This window comes from Phenylobacterium sp. (assembly GCF_004799395.1).
GTDB lineage: Bacteria > Pseudomonadota > Alphaproteobacteria > Caulobacterales > Caulobacteraceae > Phenylobacterium.
The window spans coordinates 1-17,083 of record NZ_SSMZ01000271.1; the positions used below are offsets into that span (position 1 = coordinate 1).

The 17,083-nt window shown below is 67.7% G+C and carries 15 protein-coding genes and 1 pseudogene; 11 read left to right on the top strand and 5 right to left on the bottom strand.

The features are described 5' to 3' along the window. Positions 1 to 1,497: glycoside hydrolase family 3 protein (locus E8A12_RS17340; RefSeq protein WP_293371110.1), on the bottom strand; the 1,497-nt coding region annotated here is incomplete at its 3' end. Positions 1,498 to 1,635: 138 nt separating this feature from the next. Between E8A12_RS17340 and E8A12_RS17345 the strand changes: the two genes are divergently transcribed. The 6 genes from E8A12_RS17345 (at position 1,636) to E8A12_RS17370 (ending at position 5,961) form a co-directional block, all read left to right on the top strand. Then, positions 1,636 to 2,094, top strand: coding sequence for a hypothetical protein (locus tag E8A12_RS17345; RefSeq protein WP_293371112.1), 459 nt, complete (start codon positions 1,636 to 1,638; stop codon positions 2,092 to 2,094). A 57-nt stretch (positions 2,095 to 2,151) separates the two neighbouring features. Further along, positions 2,152 to 3,090: a cation diffusion facilitator family transporter gene (locus tag E8A12_RS17350; RefSeq protein WP_293371114.1), complete on the top strand. Its 939-nt coding sequence runs from the start codon at positions 2,152 to 2,154 to the stop codon at positions 3,088 to 3,090. Positions 3,091 to 3,167: 77 nt separating this feature from the next. Beyond that, complete coding sequence (gene rutA / locus E8A12_RS17355) at positions 3,168 to 4,244, top strand: pyrimidine utilization protein A (protein WP_293371116.1); 1,077 nt, start codon at positions 3,168 to 3,170, stop codon at positions 4,242 to 4,244. Beyond that, on the top strand, positions 4,231 to 4,956 hold the full coding sequence (rutB, locus tag E8A12_RS17360; protein ID WP_293371118.1) for a pyrimidine utilization protein B: 726 nt from the start codon (positions 4,231 to 4,233) through the stop codon (positions 4,954 to 4,956). Before rutA ends, rutB begins: the two co-directional genes overlap by 14 nt. An 11-nt stretch (positions 4,957 to 4,967) precedes the next feature. Further along, positions 4,968 to 5,357, top strand: a complete 390-nt coding sequence (rutC, locus tag E8A12_RS17365; protein ID WP_293371120.1) for a pyrimidine utilization protein C — start codon at positions 4,968 to 4,970, stop codon at positions 5,355 to 5,357. 4 nt (positions 5,358 to 5,361) lie between these two features. Then, complete coding sequence (locus E8A12_RS17370; RefSeq protein WP_293371122.1) at positions 5,362 to 5,961, top strand: nitroreductase family protein; 600 nt, start codon at positions 5,362 to 5,364, stop codon at positions 5,959 to 5,961. Between the two features lie 407 nt (positions 5,962 to 6,368). Here E8A12_RS17370 and E8A12_RS17375 read toward each other — a convergent pair whose 3' ends face one another. From E8A12_RS17375 to E8A12_RS17385, 3 genes are all read right to left on the bottom strand, one after another. After that, a complete protein-coding gene (locus tag E8A12_RS17375) occupies positions 6,369 to 6,896 on the bottom strand; it encodes a DUF1993 domain-containing protein (RefSeq protein ID WP_293371124.1) in 528 nt (175 codons plus the stop codon). An 88-nt stretch (positions 6,897 to 6,984) separates the two neighbouring features. Beyond that, positions 6,985 to 8,313 (bottom strand): aspartate aminotransferase family protein, encoded by a 1,329-nt coding sequence (locus E8A12_RS17380; RefSeq protein WP_293371126.1) that lies wholly within the window; start codon positions 8,311 to 8,313, stop codon positions 6,985 to 6,987. 33 nt (positions 8,314 to 8,346) lie between these two features. Next, a complete protein-coding gene (locus E8A12_RS17385) occupies positions 8,347 to 9,657 on the bottom strand; it encodes a C69 family dipeptidase (protein WP_293371128.1) in 1,311 nt (436 codons plus the stop codon). 312 nt (positions 9,658 to 9,969) lie between these two features. Here E8A12_RS17385 and E8A12_RS17390 point away from each other — a divergent pair, with 312 nt between their 5' ends. Beyond that, positions 9,970 to 10,335 (top strand): helix-turn-helix transcriptional regulator, encoded by a 366-nt coding sequence (locus E8A12_RS17390; protein WP_293371130.1) that lies wholly within the window; start codon positions 9,970 to 9,972, stop codon positions 10,333 to 10,335. Between the two features lie 86 nt (positions 10,336 to 10,421). Here E8A12_RS17390 and E8A12_RS17395 read toward each other — a convergent pair whose 3' ends face one another. Then, positions 10,422 to 11,375 (bottom strand): formylglycine-generating enzyme family protein, encoded by a 954-nt coding sequence (locus tag E8A12_RS17395; protein WP_293371132.1) that lies wholly within the window; start codon positions 11,373 to 11,375, stop codon positions 10,422 to 10,424. Positions 11,376 to 11,466: 91 nt separating this feature from the next. Between E8A12_RS17395 and E8A12_RS17400 the strand changes: the two genes are divergently transcribed. The 4 genes and pseudogenes from E8A12_RS17400 to E8A12_RS17415 all read left to right on the top strand — a co-directional run. After that, a complete protein-coding gene (locus E8A12_RS17400; protein WP_293371134.1) occupies positions 11,467 to 12,147 on the top strand; it encodes a response regulator transcription factor in 681 nt (226 codons plus the stop codon). Beyond that, positions 12,134 to 13,492, top strand: coding sequence for a HAMP domain-containing sensor histidine kinase (locus tag E8A12_RS17405; protein ID WP_293371136.1), 1,359 nt, complete (start codon positions 12,134 to 12,136; stop codon positions 13,490 to 13,492). The genes E8A12_RS17400 and E8A12_RS17405 overlap by 14 nt, the downstream gene beginning before the upstream one ends. 132 nt (positions 13,493 to 13,624) lie before the next feature. After that, on the top strand, positions 13,625 to 16,810 hold the full coding sequence (locus E8A12_RS17410; RefSeq protein WP_293371138.1) for an efflux RND transporter permease subunit: 3,186 nt from the start codon (positions 13,625 to 13,627) through the stop codon (positions 16,808 to 16,810). Further along, positions 16,803 to 17,083: pseudogene (locus E8A12_RS17415) on the top strand (hypothetical protein); the annotation flags it as partial. The gene E8A12_RS17410 and the pseudogene E8A12_RS17415, both read left to right, overlap by 8 nt.

The following is a 17,083-nucleotide window of genomic DNA, read 5'->3' on the forward strand; positions in this document are numbered from 1 at the left end:
CTTCGGATTGGCCGCCGTGACCGCGGCGATCAGGGCGTCCTGCTCGCCGTCCAGGGCCATGGCGATGTCCATGCCCTCGGTGGACCATTGGGTGGCGAAGACCACCACCACGTCGGCGCCCTTGGCGACCGCGGCAGCGGCGGCCGGATCGGCGCCGTCGTCGAAGGCGACCTTGGCGTTCGGTGAGCGCGCCTTGATCGCAGCCAGCGGCGCGGAGGGATAGTAGACCTCCCCGCCGCCCCACTGCGGCGCGCCCCTGGGCTTGGGGAAGCTTTTCGAGCCGAGCGGGATCACCTGCGAGGAGCCGCCGCCGGAAACCACGCCGATGTCCGCGTGGCCGCCGATCACCGCGATCCGCTTCGCGGACGCCATCAGCGGCAGCAGGAAGTCGTTGTTCTTGAGCAGCACGATCCCCTGCTCCGCGGCGCGGCCGGCGACCTGGGAATCCGCAGCGGTGTCGAGACCGCCGGGGGTGACCGGATGATCGATGACGCCGGCGGCGAACAGGCTCCTGAGGTAGCGGTGGGCCATCTCGTGGATTCGGGCCTTGGAGAGCTCGCCGCTGGCCACCGCCGCCGTCAGCGGCTTGTCGAAATAGATCTGCTTGTCGAGCTGCTGACCGCTTTCCTGGTCGAGGCCGGCCTTGGCGGCGGCGACGCCGTGCACTGCGCCCCAGTCGCTCATCGTCCAGCCGGGGTATTTCCAGTCAGCCCGCAGCACGTCGGTCAGCAGGAACGGGTTCTCGCAGGCATAGGTCCCGCCAACCCGGTTATAGGCGCACATCACCGAGCCCGGATGGCCGGTCTCGATGGCGATCTCGAAGGCCAGCAGGTCGCTCTCTCGGAACGCCGCCTCGTCGATCTGGGCGTCCAGCACCATGCGCCCGGTCTCCTGGTCGTTGAGCGCGAAATGCTTGGCGGTGGAGACGATGTGGTTGGACTGGATGCCCTTGATGGTCGCGCCGGCGAGGGTCCCGGCCAGCAGCGGGTCCTCGCCGAGATATTCGAAATTGCGGCCATTACGCGGATCGCGCAGCAGGTTCGCGCCGCCGGCCAGCAGGGTGTTGAAGCCCTTCTGTCGCGCCTCCTTGCCGATCATGGCGCCCGAGACGAAGGCGGTCTTGGCGTCCCACGTGGCGGCCAGCGCCATGCCGGAGGGGAGCGGCGTGGCGTCATCGTCCTTGCGCCCCGCGTTGGCCACGCCGAGGCTGGCGTCGCTCTCGGTCAGGTCGGGGATGTGGAGTTCGGGAACGCCCGGCATGTAGCCCGCCGAGATCGAGACCCCCGGCGGTCGCTTGGCGCCCATGAACACCGGCATGCTGCCATGCAGGAGCGCGATCTGCTGGTCGAGGGTGAGTTTGGCCAGCACGAGGTCCGCGCGGGCGTCGGGGCTCAGCTTGGGGTTCATCCACGGCTGGGCCGCCTTGGCGCCGGCGGCCAGTCCGGGCGCCAGCGCCAGGGCCGCCGCGCACACGCCCGCCATCAGACCCCGATCCATGACAACGCCCTCCGCATCGCTTGTTGGACCAGTCCTAACCCAAGCCCGAGGCGGCGGCGAGCGCGCCCCAACGTTAAGCTTGCGGCGCAGCCGCGACCGGGCGCACCCTCGCAGCCAATGATAAATGGGAGGATGTCTATGCGTCGTGTGATCCTGGCCGCGGGCCTGTTCGCCGCCCTCGGCCTTGCCGCCTGTGATAGCTCCAAATCCGAGGACACGGCCGCCGCGCCGCCGGCGCCGCCCAAGTCGATGGCCCGCCAGGCGCAATTCTACGCCGGACAGGAACAGATCTCGAAAGTTGACACCGCCACCGTCAAGGTCGGCAAGGCCGGCGTGCTGGAAATGCAGGCCAGCGGCGGCGTCGGCATGCCGGGCTACAAGAACGCCGGCTTCGTGCCCCGCATCAACGCCGCTCCGCCCAAGGACGGTGTCTACGAGGTCGACGTCGTGGCCGACAAGCCGGCCACGCCTGGGGCCGCCGCAGCGACGCCGATCGAGGTGAAGGGCGCCTGGTCGCCCTATCCCGTCGAGCACCTGAAAGGCGTTAAGTTCATCGCCAAGACCAACTCCGTCGTGGCCATGCTGCCGGCCGGCTGAGTTGACGCATCACGGACGATAGCGGCCTGATCCCCCGGGATCAGGAGAGGATCAGGCATGGCCCAAGGCTCCACGCGAGTGGTCCTGACGGCGCTCGCCGGCAACAGCGTCATCGCCCTGGCGAAATTCGCGGCGGCGGCGATATCCGGCTCGACCGCCATGCTGACCGAAGCGATCCATTCGCTGGTGGACACCGGCGACCAGCTCCTGCTGCTGGTGGGACAGGTGCGTGGGCGCCGCCGCCCCGACGACAGCCATCCCCTGGGCTACGGCATGGAGACCTATTTCTGGTCGTTCATCGTCGCCCTGATGGTGTTCTTCCTGGGCGGGGTGCTATCGGTCTACGAAGGCGTGCGCCACATCGCCCACCCCTCCGAAGTCGTCTCGCCCTGGATCAGCCTGGGCGTGCTGGCGGTGTCGGCGGTGTTCGAGGGGACCTCGTTCCGCACCGGCTATCGCGAATACAAACGGATCGTGCGCGGCGCCCCGATCCGTCTGTGGACGTTCATCCACCTCTCCAAAGACCCGGGAATGGTCTCGGTGCTGCTGGAGGACTCCGCGGCGCTGATCGGCATTGCCCTGGCGGCCGCCGGCGTGATCGCGACGAGCTTCTTCCACATCGCCTGGGCCGATGGAGCCGCGTCGATCGCCATCGGCCTGCTGCTCACCTGCGTGGCCTTCGTCCTGGCCAACGAGACCCGCAGCCTGATCGCCGGCGAGGCCGTCGCGCCGTTCGTCATGGAGCGGCTGAAGGAGACCCTGGCGGCGATAGATTGCATCACCCAGCTCGACGAGATCGCCACCCTGCATTTGGGCCCGGGCGCGATCCTGGTGGCGCTGACGCTGACCTTCCGGCCGCAGTCGTCCACCGCCCTGATCACCGAGGCGATCACCGAGATCACCCGATGCCTGCAGGCCACGGACGGTCGGGTCGCCTATGTCTACGTCAGGCCGGCGCACAAGGATGCGTCGGCGGTGGGCGCCGCGCCGGGATAGTCCGCTCGACGGCTTGCCAAGGTCGCGCAATTGCGCGCCTGATCGGCGTCCGCGCGCGCTTCGAGGAGACAGCTGGCATGGACATCGGTGTCTTCATCCCGATCGGCAACAACGGCTGGCTCATCTCCGAGACCTCGCCGCAGTACATGCCGACGTTCGAGCTGAACAAGACGATCGTCCAGAAGGCGGAAAGCTATGGGTTCGACTTCGCGCTCTCGATGATCAAGCTGCGCGGCTTCGGCGGGAAGACGGAGTTCTGGGAGCATAACCTGGAGAGCTTCACGCTGATGGCGGGTCTCGCGGCCGTCACCAGCCGGATCAAGATCTACGCCACCGCCGCGACGCTGACCTTGCCGCCGGCGATCGCCGCACGGATGGCGTCCACCATCGACTCCATCGCCGGTCCGGGCCGGTTCGGCATCAACCTGATCACCGGCTGGCAGAAGGCGGAATACGACCAGATGGGCCTGTGGCCGGGCGAGAGCCACTACAAGGACCGCTACAACTACCTGGCCGAATACGCGACGGTGCTGAAGGAGCTGATGGAGACCGGAGTCAGTGACTTCAAGGGTCAGTATCTGCAGATGGAGGACTGCAGGGTCAGTCCGAAACCGCACGACGTGAAGATCATCTGCGCCGGCTCCAGCGACGAGGGCCTGGCTTTCACCGCGCAGTATGCGGACTATAGTTTCGCCCTCGGCAAGGGGACCAATACGCCCACCGCCTTCGCCCCCGTCAACGCCCGGCTGGCGGCCGCCAAGGCCAAGACCGGCCGCGATGTCGGCTCCTACATCCTGTTCATGATCATCGCTGACGAGACCGACGAGAAGGCCTTGGCGAAATGGCAGCTGTACCGGGACGGCGCCGATCAGCAGGCCCTGGCCTGGCTGACCAACCAGGCCGCGCCCAACGCGCAAGGCGGCACCAGCAACACCAACACCACCCAACTCGCCGCCCCGGAGTCTGCGGTGAACCTCAACATGGGCACCCTGGTGGGGTCCTATGAGAGCGTGGCCAGGATGCTGGACGAAGTGGCGAACGTGCCAGACACCAAGGGCGTCCTGCTGGTCTTCGACGACTTCATCCGGGGCGTCGACGATTTCGGGACGAGGATCCAGCCCAAGATGAAGAGCCGCGCCAATGTCCCAGCCTGACCGTCCCACCGTCCCGCGCGAAGGCGCCGTCACGCTCCCGGCCCGCCCCGAGAACCTGCCGATCAACCCCGGCGAGACCGCGCTGATCGTGGTCGACATGCAGAACGCCTATGCCTCGGAAGGCGGCTATCTGGACATCGCCGGCTTCGATATCGGCGGCGCAGGCGCGGTGATCGACAGGATCGCGCTGGCCATCGAGGCCGCGCGGGGCGCGGGGGTGCAGATCGTCTATTTCCAGAACGGCTGGGACCCGGACTACGCCGAGGCCGGCGGGCCGGGCTCGCCCAACTGGTGGAAGTCCAATGCGCTGAAGACCATGCGCGACCAGCCGGAGCTGGAGGGGACTCTGCTGGCCAAGGGGACCTGGGACTACGCGCTGGTCGACAAGCTGAAGCCCCAGAAGGGCGACATCGTCATCCCCAAGCCGCGCTATTCGGCCTTCTTCAACACCGCGCTCGATTCCATGCTCCGTGCACGGGGGATCAAGAACCTGGCTTTCTGCGGGATCGCCACCAACGTCTGCGTGGAGTCGACCCTGCGCGACGGATATCACCTGGAATATTTCGGCGTGCTGCTGGAGGACGCCACCCATCAGGCCGGCCCCGCATTCCTGCAGGAAGCCAGCGTCTACAACGTCGAGAAATTCTTCGGCTGGGTGAGCAACACTGCCGATTTCTGCGGGACCATCGGCCAGGCTCCGCCCGCCAAATAGAGGAAGACCGCATGCCCAAGACCATCGTCCTGCCGCCCGGGACCCAGAAGCCGATCGCGCCCTTCTCGCCGGGAACCCTGGCCGACGGCGTGGTCTATGTCTCCGGGACCCTGGCCTTCGACAAGGACAACAACGTCAACCACGTGGGCGACGCCGAGGCCCAGACCCGGCAGGTGCTGGAGACCATCAAGTCGGTGATCGAGACCGCTGGCGGGACCATGGACGACGTCACCATGAACCACATCTTTGTGAAGGACTGGGCCGACTACGCCACCGTCAACAAGGTCTATGCGGAGTATTTCCCGGGCGACAAGCCGGCACGGTTCTGCATCCAGTGCGGCCTGGTCAAACCCGACTTCCTGGTGGAGATCGCGACGATCGCCCACATCGGGAAGCGCTGAGCCCGTGCCCATCACCTATAACACCCGCACCGCCGACCACGACATCGACCCGATCTTCCTCCACCGCTGGTCGCCGCGCGCCTTCACGGGCGAGGAGATGCCGGATGAGGTGCTGATGTCGCTGTTCGAGGCGGCGCGATGGGCGCCCTCGGCCAGCAACACGCAGCCCTGGCGTTTCGTCTACGCGCGCCGCGGTACGCCGCAGTGGGACCCACTGTTCGGCGCCTTGATGGACATGAACCAGGTCTGGGTCGCCAACGCCTCGGTGCTGGCGTACGTGCTGTCCGACCGCTTCCGCCGCAAGCCGGACGCGGAGCCGATGCCCAACCGCAGCCACAGCTTCGACGCCGGCGCCGCCTGGGCCTATCTCGCGCTGCAGGCCCAGCACCTCGGCTGGGCGGCCCACGGCATGGGCGGATTCTGGCCGGCGGAGGCTCACAAAGCGCTGGGTGCGCCGGAGGCCGACTATCAAGTGGAGGCCGCCATCGCCATCGGCCGGCCGACGGATGCGAGCGTGCTGCCGGAGGCCTACCGGGCCCGGGAGGTCCCCAGCGGGCGGGAGCCGGTGGCGCGGTTTGTGTTTGAAGGTCGGCTGCAAGGGTGATGAACTAGACGCATGGTCGAAAAGCCCATGCGCCCGGATCAGACGCCTGTCGATGAGGCGTTCGAGGACTTCAAGCGGAGCATGCGCGAGATCGCCGAAAGGTCGCATCCCTTGCCGGCTGACCTCAAGAGAGCGCTAGAGGCCAAGGTCAAAGGCTGAAGCGCGCACCCGAAGGCAAACTGGATGCCATGAGACCTAAGCCACCCCTTGCCGGCGGCTCTCTTTCCCAAAAACCCTCGTCATCCTCCGGTCGCCCTAAGAGGCGATCCGGGAGATCCATGATCTCAATCGCTGAGGATCGTCTCCGGGCCCAGCCGCCGCGTTCTTGTTCGCGACACGGAGATCAAGGGTCCCCCGGATCAGCCATGGGCTGACCGGAGGATGACGAAACCTGAGGTGGCGCGCGCTTAGGCCGCCATCGCCGCCATCTGGGCGCCGGCCAGGAAGTCCATCTTGCCGAGCGGCACGCCTTCCTTGCGCAGGATCGCGTAGGCCGTGGTCACGTGGAACAGGAAGTTCGGCATGTTGAAGGTCAAGAGGAAGCTCTGACCGGTGAACTCCATGGTGCGGCCGGGGAAGGTGAGCGTGATGACGCGGGCTTCCTTGCCGTCGACCTGATCGCGTTGGATCGACTCCACGAAAGCGATGGTCTTGGCGATGCGCTCGTGGAGTTCGGCGAAGGTGGTCTCGGTGTCGGGCATCGGCGGCGGCTCGACCCCGGCGAGGCGCGCGGCGCCGCTCTTGGCCGCGTCGCTGGCCAGCTGGATCTGGCGGGTGAAGTCCGCCATGCCGTGGCCCAAACTGCTGGCCGTCAGGGTGGAGAGCTCCACGTGCTCGTCAGCAGCGAAGGTCTGCGCCTTGTCCAGGAAATGGTTGAGGTTCTTCAGCATGGTCGCGAAGACCGGGATCGAGGCGTCGTAGAGCGAGAGGGACAAGGGCGTTTCTCCTGTTAGGAAGCTCCGCAAATAGTGCGCCGCGAGGGCCGCGGCCACCGCTGTCGCAACTTCTTCGTGCCGGACAGCCCTAAGCGACGCCGATCAGCACGCTTCGCAGGATCGCCACCAGCCGCTCGATCTCCTCCTCCGTGATGGTCAGCGGCGGAGACATGGCGATCGTGTCGCCCGTGGTGCGAATCAGCGCACCGGCCTGTAGGGCGTGGACCAGCACCTCATAGCCGCGCGCGCCAGGCGCGTCGGGACGCGGCGCCAGCTCCACCGCGCCCATCAGGCCGAGGTTGCGGATGTCGATCACGTTCGGACAGTCGCGCAGGCTGTGGAGGGCGGCCTCCCAGGTCGGGGACAATTCGGCTGCGCGGGTCAGAAGGCCCTCGCGGCGGTATATGTCGAGGGTCGCCAGGCCCGCGGCGCAGGCCGCCGGGTGGCCGGAATAGGTGTAGCCATGAAACAGTTCCATGGCGTTGTTCGGCCCGGTCATCATGGCGTCGTGGACTGCGCGGCTGGCGAACACCGCGCCCATGGGAAAGGCGCCGTTGGTCACCCCCTTGGCGGTGGTCATGATGTCGGGGGTGACGCCGAAGAACTGGCTGGCAAAGGGCGCGCCCAGTCGTCCGAACCCGGTGATCACTTCGTCGAAAATCAGCAGGACGCCGTGCTTCGTGCAGAGTTCGCGCAGGCGCTCCAGATAGCCCACCGGCGGCGGCATCACGCCCGCCGATCCGACCACCGGCTCGACGATGACCGCGGCGATGGTCTCCGCGCCATGAAGGGCCACCAGCCGCTCCAGGTCGTCCGCCTTGTCCGCGCCGAGCGCCGGCTGGCCCCTGGAGAAGGCGTTCCTTGCCAGGTCGTGGGTGTGGACCAGGTGCTCGGCGCCCGGCAGCGTCAGGAAGGCGCGGCGGTTGTTGACCAGGCCGCCGACCGAGATGCCGCCGAAGCCAACCCCATGGTAGCCCTTCTCGCGGCCGATCAGCCGGGTGCGTTGGCCGTCGCCGCGGGCGCGGTGGTAGGCGAGCGCGATCTTCAGCGCCGTATCCACCGACTCCGAGCCGGAGTTGGTGAAGAAGATGCGGTCGAGGCCCGCAGGCGCGAGCTTGGCCAGCGCCGTGGCGAAGTCGAAGGCCAGCGGGTGACCCATCTGGAATGAGGGGGCGTAGTCCAGGGTCATCAGCTGCTGGCTGACCGCCGTGGCGATCTCCTCGCGGCCGTGCCCGGCGTTGACGCACCAAAGGCCCGACGAGCCGTCGATCACTTCGCGGCCGTCCTCGGTGCGGTAGTAGATCCCCTTGGCGCCGACGATCAGGCGCGGATCGGCCTTGAACTGCCGGTTGGCGGTGAACGGCATCCAGAAAGCGTCGAGGTCCGGGCGATTCAGGCGGTCGGAGATGTCGTTCATGCGCGCGGCCCTTTGGTGCTCGCGCCTACGAAATCAGGTTCGCGGCAGGCCCGCCAGATGATTGAGTCGGGCCCAGCTCTTCGCATGGCGGCTGGCGCCCGGCGAGCCGCGCCCCAGAAACGTTTTCGCCAAATGCGTCTCGAAGGCCTCGGCCTCCCGCCAGCACTCGACGACGGCCTCGTGCAACGCCTCCGGGCCCCCGGCGAAGGCCGCGTCGATCTGGGCGATAAAGCCGGTCTCCAGCCGGTCGCGATCGCCCGAGATTTCGGCAAGCGCCGCCGGAAGATCGCGCAGCATGGCGCGGTGCAGCTCCTCATGTCGCCACCAGAGGCACTGCGGATCGTACCAGTCGTTGGGCTCCGGCTCGTAGATGGGCAGGCCGGTCTCGAACAGCACCGGCTTGAAGACGCCAGTGCAGGGCGCCGCGGCGCCGGTGACCCAGTGGACCGTCCGGCCGGGGCGCAACTCGCTGACCATCGAGGCCACCGACTGACTTCGCCTTGCCCCCTGTGCGGCGTGCATGCAGATCGTGCGTCCAACGGCATTGGCCGGGCTCCAGTCGCGCGCCTCGCCGTGGTCGCGCAGGATCGCCATCATCTCGCTGGGACCGAGCCACGGGGCTTCCTTGGCAAGCAGGGCGTTGCCCCGCGCGCAGCGGCCGCGACCGAAGCTCACTGCGTCGCGCTCCTCGTCGATCAGATGGGCCGCCACGTCGAATCGGCCGCCGAACCCGGTCCAGCCCTCGGCGCGGGCGTGGGCCGCGAGGTCCTGGCTGACCGCATCGTAGGACTTGCCGATGGAATAGGCGTTGGAGAGCGCTCGATGGCGACGCACCCGCTCGAAGGCCCACCAGCGCCCGGCGGTCTCCAGCACATAGGCCTCGTTCGGGTCGGCGATGATGAAGCCGTTGTTGTAGTAGAAGCGCCCCAGGTGTCCGCAGTCGCCGCCCTGGCCATATTGTTCCAGGAGTTCGGTGATCACCTCCACGGCCTCTGCCGCCGTCGTGGCCCGCTCCAGGCCCAGCCGCACGAGATCCATGCCGGTGAGCGCGCGCTTGCGCTGGGCCGGGGTCTTGGCGTGCAGGGCCTCATTGCCGATCGTCACGCCATATTCGTTGGCGCCCATCTCCGCGCCCCACATCCAGAACGGCCGGCTGAGCAAGCAGGCGTGGGTCTCCATCACATCGGGGATGGTTATGTAGGTCAGCTTCAGCGCCCCGCCACCGATGCGGCGCGGGGTCATTTCCAGCCCCTGCGCCTCGTTGCGCTCGCGGTCGCTGTTCTTGGCGAACAGGGTCGCCCCGCGCGCGGTCGAGCCTGCCAGGGCGACAAGGGTGTCACACATGCGGCGGCCGGCTCAGTGCACGGCCGGGACGGTGACGTATTGATGCTCGGCGAAGTCCTTCGGAATCTTTTTCTTCCTTCCATTCGCACCGGCGGCGCCGGGGCGTGGCGTCCAAGAGCGACGCATTGTTCGCGGCATGGTTGCGGGTCGATCGGTCGGAGCGCAACCCCCGCGCTGTAGCTAGGGGCGCCCCCCTTCGCTATAGCCGATTCACGGGCCAAAACGCCGTTCGGTAAAGCTTGTTCTCTTAACAAGCGTATCCGGTTCCGGCAGCCTCTACGCGACGCCCGACGCGCTATGCCAGGAGCCTAGATGGCCGCCGAGTCTCGAACACCGCGCAGCGGAGCTACGGACGTCGCGCTCGGGGAGCGCATCCGCCGCCGGCGCCGCGAACTGGGGCTCTCGCAGTCGGCGCTGGGCGGCAAGCTCGGGATAACCTTCCAGCAGGTCCAGAAATACGAGAACGGCGCCAACCGGGTCTCGGCCAGCATGCTGGTCAAGCTGTCCGAGGCCTTGGCCATGCCGGTGATGCAGATCCTGCACGATGTCGACCCGGCTGCCCCGCCGACCGATCCCGAAAGCGACGCTGCACTTCTGCTGGCGGCGTTCGGCAAGATCAGGTCTCCGGAGATTCGCGCGGCGATCCTGACATTGCTGACGGGCCTGTCGACGCGCTGATTCAGCGCCGGCGCGAGGTCCGCGAACCGCCAGCTTCTCCCGCCGCCTCCCAGGCATCCACGGAAGTCACAGGCGGTCGCCGATCGTCATCGCGGCACGACGCAGCGGAAGCCCACATGCGATGTGGTTGTGTCGATCGGTTGGGGCCATCGCGCGGCGGGACGGTAGCGCTGGCAGTAGTTGGGGGCGCAGAGGTGCGAACCGCCCTTGGCCACCCGGCGCGGGATGCCGGCCACCGGCGAGTTGGGATCGCAGCTTTCCGCCGCCGCGAGCGCTTCGGAGCGCGGCTTGCCGCAGCAGCTGGCGCCGGGTGTGGACGGCAGGGCGTAGAAGTCGTCCGTCCATTCCCAGACATTGCCGATCATGTCGTGGAGTCCGAAGCCATTGGGCGGATAGGCGCCGACCGGCGAGGTGCGCTCCAGGCCCGGCCCGGCGCGGTTGTCATGCGGGAAGACGCCCTGCCAGGTTTTGGCCAGGCTGACGCCGCCCGGCTCGAAGTCGTCGCCCCAGGCATAGGCCGCGCCCTCCAGGCCGCTGCGCGCGGCGTATTCCCACTGCGCCTCGCTGGGCAGAGCCTTGCGCGCCCAGCTGGCGTAGGCGCTGGCGTCGACATGGGCGATGTGGACCGCCGGATGGTCGGGCAGGGCGTCAGGCCCCTCGGGGCCGAGCGGCTTCTCCCAATAGGCCCCGAACACGAACCGCCACCAGGTCGCCGGGCCCTTCAGGTCCACTGGACCATCCGGCGGCCAAAACACCAGCGATCCGGCTCGCGCCATGGCAGGGTCCATCCCCGGATAGTCGCGCGGATCCGGCGCGATCTCGGCGAAGGTGACGTAGCCGGTGGCCGCCACGAAACGGGCGAAGGCGGCGTTGGTCACCGGTGTCTCGTCGATCCAGAAATCGCCGACCGTGGCCGCTCGCACCGGCCGCTCGTCGGCGTAGAAATCCTCGGACCCCATCAGGAAGGCGCCGCCGCGCAGCAGGCGCATGCCGGCGAAACGGCCTGAAGTCTTGGTCTGCGAGACGGCGGCGGCGCCCAAGCGGTTCCTCCCGGTCGATTTGCCCTGTTATGGGCGAGCCGACGGTTTCGCGCTACAGACCGGCGAGGGCAAGCCCAAGGCGGGAGCCGCGATGGCGAAGATCCTGGCGATCGAAGACGACGCCACCACCGGCAAGGAGATAGTCGCCGAGCTCGGGCAGCACGGGTTCGAGATCGAGTGGACGGCGGACGGCGCGGTAGGGCTCGACCGCGCCCTGAGCGGCGCCTTCGACGCGGTAATCCTGGACCGGCTGCTGCCCAACGTCGATGGCTTGGCCATCGTCACCGCCATGCGCGGCGTCGGCATCGACGTACCCGTGCTGATGATCAGTGCGCTCAGCGACGTGGACGAACGCATCCGCGGCCTGCGCGCCGGCGGCGACGACTACATGACCAAGCCCTTCGCCTCCGAGGAACTGGCGGCGCGGATCGAGGTGCTGCTGCGCCGGCGCTCCGCGCCCGCGCCGACCCTCAATCTCAGCGTCGGCGATCTGGACCTCGACCTGATCAGCCGCACGGCCCATCGTGCGGGGGCGGAGATTCGGCTGATGCCGACGGAGTTCAAGCTGCTGGAATATATGATGCGAAATTCCGGCCAGGTGCTGACGCGCACGATGATCTTCGAGGCCATCTGGGGCTACCATTTCGACCCCGGCACCAATCTGATCGACGTGCATCTGGGCCGGCTACGGCGCAAGATCGACCGTCCGGGCCTGCCGGCGATGATTCAAACCATCCGCGGTTCAGGCTTCGCCCTCAATGCGCCCGAGTGAGCTCTGGCGGACGACGCCGTTCCGGCTGACGCTGCTCAATGGCGCTGTCTTCGCGCTGGCCCTGATGGCTCTGCTGGGCCTGATCTATCAGCAGACCGCCGGCTATCTCGCGCGCCAGATCGACGGCATCGTCGTCTCCGAAGCGCGCAATCTGATCGCCGGCGGCGCCGAGCGCCTGCCCGAGCGGGTCACGGAGGCGGTGGCCACGGACGCGCGCCACATAGGCTACTATGGCCTCTTCTCCGCCGAGGGCATCTGGATCTGCGGCAATGTGAAGACCCTGCCGGCGCACCTGCCGATCGACGGCGTGCCGCGCGAGATCCACGTATCCAATCTGCAGCCGGGCTCGCGGGCCCTGGTCGAGCGGATGCCCTGGGGCGAGATCCTATTCGTGGGCCACGACGCCCTCGTGCTGACCGGCCTTCGCAGCATCATCGTCAACGCCCTGGCGCTCAGCGGCGGACTGATCCTGGTGCTTGGCCTGGCCGCGGCCGCGGCGCTCAGCCTCCGGCCCCTGCAGCGGATTGACGACCTGCGCGACGCCAGCCGCGCGGCGCTTAAGGGTGAGTTGGGCGTACGCCTGCCGGTTTCGCGTCGGCGCGACGAGATCGACATGCTGGCCGGCGTCGCCAACGCCATGATGGACGAGGCCGAGCGGCTGCTCTGGGAGGTGAAGAGCGTCGGCGAGAACGTCGCGCACGACCTGCGCACGCCGCTGAACCGCCTGCGGGCCCTGCTCTGGCGGGTGCATCAGGAGACCAGGCTCGAGGGCGCCGAGCGGGAGATGGTCGATCAGGCCCTGGCCGAGACGGACGAGCTCCTGACCCGTTTCCGCGCCTTGCAGCGGATCGGCGAGATCGAGCGGCGGGACCGCCAGGCCTTCTTCGAGCCGGTGCGTCTGCAGAGCGTGCTGGAGCACGTGATCGAGTTGCACGAGCCGGCGGCGGAAGACCGCGAGATCGCGCTCGTCGCCGACATCGCCGCCGACGCCCCGGCGGTGCAGGCCGACCCGACCCTGCTGTTCGAGGCAGTGAGCAATCTGGTCGACAACGCGCTGAAGTTCACGCCCACCGGCGGGCGGGTGGGCGTGCGGCTGACCGTGCGCCCGGAGGGCCCGCGCATCGAGGTCGCCGACAACGGCCCAGGCGTGCCGGAGGCCGAGCGCGAGGCGGTTCTGCAACGTTTCTATCGCGCCGCCCGCACCCGCACCGAGCCGGGCTCGGGCTTGGGACTCAGCATCGTCACGGCGATCGCGCGGCTGCACCATTTCACCCTGGTCCTGGAGGACGCGAGGCCGGGGCTGCGCGTGGCGCTGAACTGTTGGCCGCGCGGCTTCGAAGCCTGAGAGAACGGCGAACTTAAAAACATCTTCATTGGCCTTGGCGGCCGCACTGGGTCCAAAGCACCGCCGGGCTGTCCAAACGCGCCGCCCGGCGTGCGCGCTGCCCGCGTCTTTACCGCCCGGAGCCCGGCTCGCTTGAACGCTCTTGTCCGCATTGCGCTCGCGCGCCCGTACACCTTTGTCGTCATGGCGGTGCTGATCATGATCGCTGGGATCATGGCGGCGCTGCGCACCCCTACCGACATCTTCCCGGATATCCGGGTTCCGGTGATCGGGGTGGCGTTCAACTTCGCGGGGCTCTCGCCCGGGGAGATGTCCAATCGCATCGTCACACCGTTCGAGCGGTTCCTGACGACCACCGTCAACGACGTGGAGCACACCGAGAGCCAGTCGCTTCCGGGCATCGGGATCATCAAGATCTACTTCCAGCCGGGGGTCGATATCCGCACGGCGACTGCCCAGGTCACCGCGACCGCGCAGTCCTCCATCAAGCAGATGCCGGCCGGCGTGACGCCGCCGCTGGTGCTCAACTATTCCGCCGCCACAGTGCCGATCCTGCAACTGGCGGATTCCGACAAGACGCTCTCCGAGCAGAAGCTGTTCGACCTGAGTCAGGTGGTGATCCGACCGGTCCTCACCACGGTGCCAGGCGCCGCCACGCCCTATCCCTATGGGGGACAGCTGCGCCAGATCCAGATCGACCTGGACCCGCAGTTGCTGCAGTCCAAGGGCGTCTCGGCCAACGACGTGACCAACGCCCTCGCCGCCCAGAACCAGATCCTGCCGGTCGGCTTCGTGAAGATCGGCTCCTACCAGTACAACATCCGGCTCAACGACGCCGCCGACACGATCGCCGACCTGAACGACCTGCCGATCAAGACGGTCAACGGCGCGACCATCTTCATCCACGACGTGGGCCAGGTACGCGACGGCGCCCCGCCGCAGACCAACATCGTCCATGTGGATGGCGGCCGCGCGGTGCTGTCGACCGTGCTGAAGACCGGCTCAGCCTCGACGCTGGCGGTGGTCCAGGGGGTGAAGGACAAGCTTCCCGGCCTGGCTGAACAGCTTCCGACGACCTTCAAGATCACCGCGCTCAACGACCAGTCGCTGTTCGTGAAGGGCGCGATCTCCAGCGTGGTGAGGGAAGGCGCCATCGCCGCGGCGCTCACCAGCCTGATGATCTTGCTGTTCCTTGGCAGCTGGCGCTCGACCGTGATCATCGCGGTCTCGATTCCCCTGGCCGTGCTGGCGGCGATCGCGGCGCTGGCGGTGACCGGCCAGACCCTGAACATCATGACCCTGGGCGGCCTGGCTCTGGCCGTGGGCATCCTCGTGGACGACGCGACGGTCACGATCGAAAACATCAACTGGCACCTGGAGCAGGGCAAGGACGTCCGCAGCGCCATCCTCGACGGCGCCCAGCAGATCGTCACGCCGGCCTTCGTCTCCATGCTCTGTGTCTGCATCGTCTTCGTGCCGATGTTCCTGCTGAAAGGCGTCGCGGGCTTCCTGTTCGTGCCCATGGCGATGTCAGTCGTCTACGCGATGATCGCGTCGTTCATCCTGTCGCGGACCCTGGTCCCGACGATGGCCATGTACCTCTTGAGGCCCCACGTGTTGGGCGATCACGTCGAGGGGCCTCGAAATCCGCTGGCGCGGTTCCAGCGCCGCTTCGAGGCGGGCTTTGGCAAGGTGCGCTCGGTCTATGCGGGCCTGCTGGAGCGGGCGATGGGCGCGCGCCGACCGTTCCTGATCAGCTTCCTGGGCGTCGTCATCGTCTCCTTCGGCCTGGCGCCTTTCCTGGGGTCGAACTTCTTCCCGTCGGTGGACGCCGGCCAGATGACCATTCACGTCCGGGCCCCCGTGGGGACGCGACTGGAAGACGCCTCGCAGGAGTTCCGCCGTATCGAGGCGACGATCCGTCAGGAGATCCCTGCCGACGAGGTCAGCTCGATCGTTGACAACATCGGAATCCCGAACAGCTCCATCAACATGGTCTATTCGAACTCCGGCGTGATCGGACCGCAGGACGGCGACATCTACGTCAGCCTGAAGCCGCACCACCATGCGACGGCTGCCTATGTGAAGACGCTGCGCGTGGTGCTGCCACGTGACTATCCCGGCACCACCTTCGCGTTCCTGCCGGCCGACATCGTCAGCCAGATCCTCAATTTTGGCTCGCCGGCGCCCATCGATCTGCAGGTGTCCGGCCCCAACGCCAGCGCCAACCGCGCCTACGCCAACATGCTGCTGCGCAAGATGACCCAGGTGCGCGGCCTGGCTGACGTGCGTATGCAGCAGCCGGAAGGCGGACCGGAGCTGCGGGTCGATGTGGACCGCGCCCGCATCGCCCAGCTGGGCTTGGCCGAACGGGACGTGACCAACAGCCTGGTGACTACGCTCTCCGGCAGCTCTCAGAATGCGCCCACCTTCTGGGTGAACCCGCAGACCGGCGTTTCCTATCCGATCGTGGCCCAGACACCGGAGTTCCGGCTGTCGTCCATCGCCAGCCTGGAGAGCGTGCCGATCAACGGGTCGAACCCCGGCGCCAATCCCACCCTGATGCTGGGCGGCCTGGGTGTCATCACCCGCGATAGCGCGCCGGCCGTGTCCAGCCACTACAACGCCCAGCCGGTGATCGACATCTTCGCCACCACCCAGGACCGCGACCTTGGTTCGGTGACGGCCGACATCAACAAGATCCTGAAGGACGCCGCCAAGGACCGGCCGAGAGGCGCCACAATCACCCTGCGGGGCCAGATGGTGACCATGAACGACGCTTTCTCGGGCCTCTTCTTCGGGCTGCTGGCGGCGATCGTGCTGATCTACCTGCTGATCGTCGTGAATTTCCAATCGTGGCTGGACCCGTTCGTGATCATCACGGCGCTGCCCGCGGCCCTGGCTGGGATCGTCTGGATCCTGTTCGCCACCGGCACCACACTTTCGGTGCCAGCCCTCACCGGGGCGATCATGTGCATGGGGGTGGCGACCGCCAACTCAGTGCTGGTGATCAGCTTCGCCCGCGAGCGGCTCGACGCCACCGGCGACGCCGTACGCGCCGCCACCGAAGCCGGCTACACCCGCTTCCGCCCCGTGGTCATGACGGCGCTCGCCATGATCATCGGCATGGCGCCCATGGCGCTCGGCCTCGGCGAAGGCGGCGAGCAGAACGCGCCGCTCGGCCGCGCCGTGATCGGCGGGCTGATCTTCGCCACCATCGCCACCCTGATGTTCGTCCCCGTGGTCTTCAGCCTGGTGCATGGCCGCCGGGCCCACGCGGTCGCCCCTGCGCCGATCTCGGGAGAGTCCTATGCCTGATTCAACGTCCACCCTGGATGCGCCCCAAAGCACGGCGCACGACAACACGACCCCGGTGGTCGTCCACGTCTCCCCCGGCCGCCTCAAGCTGGTCGCGATGATCGCCGGCGGCGTCGCCGCGGTGGTGGTCGTCGGCGGCCTGGTCACCCGGGTCAGCGCCGACCAGGGTCAGAAGTCCTGGACCCAGCAGCAGGCCATCCCGACCATCGGCCTGGCCAAGATCGACGGCGGCGGCACCCGCGACCTGGCCCTGCCCGGCGACGTGCAGGCCTT

Excerpts from the sequence above, each read along its gene's own strand:
- rutC (WP_293371120.1), top strand. The coding sequence starts at position 4,968 with ATGCCCAAGACCATCGTCCTGCCGCCCGGGACCCAGAAGCCGATCGCG.
- E8A12_RS17390 (WP_293371130.1), top strand. The coding sequence starts at position 9,970 with ATGGCCGCCGAGTCTCGAACACCGCGCAGCGGAGCTACGGACGTCGCG.
- E8A12_RS17400 (WP_293371134.1), top strand. The coding sequence starts at position 11,467 with ATGGCGAAGATCCTGGCGATCGAAGACGACGCCACCACCGGCAAGGAG.
- E8A12_RS17350 (WP_293371114.1), top strand. The coding sequence starts at position 2,152 with ATGGCCCAAGGCTCCACGCGAGTGGTCCTGACGGCGCTCGCCGGCAAC.
- rutB (WP_293371118.1), top strand. The coding sequence starts at position 4,231 with ATGTCCCAGCCTGACCGTCCCACCGTCCCGCGCGAAGGCGCCGTCACG.
- E8A12_RS17385 (WP_293371128.1), bottom strand. The coding sequence starts at position 9,657 with ATGTGTGACACCCTTGTCGCCCTGGCAGGCTCGACCGCGCGCGGGGCG.
- E8A12_RS17345 (WP_293371112.1), top strand. The coding sequence starts at position 1,636 with ATGCGTCGTGTGATCCTGGCCGCGGGCCTGTTCGCCGCCCTCGGCCTT.
- E8A12_RS17405 (WP_293371136.1), top strand. The coding sequence starts at position 12,134 with ATGCGCCCGAGTGAGCTCTGGCGGACGACGCCGTTCCGGCTGACGCTG.
- E8A12_RS17380 (WP_293371126.1), bottom strand. The coding sequence starts at position 8,313 with ATGAACGACATCTCCGACCGCCTGAATCGCCCGGACCTCGACGCTTTC.
- rutA (WP_293371116.1), top strand. The coding sequence starts at position 3,168 with ATGGACATCGGTGTCTTCATCCCGATCGGCAACAACGGCTGGCTCATC.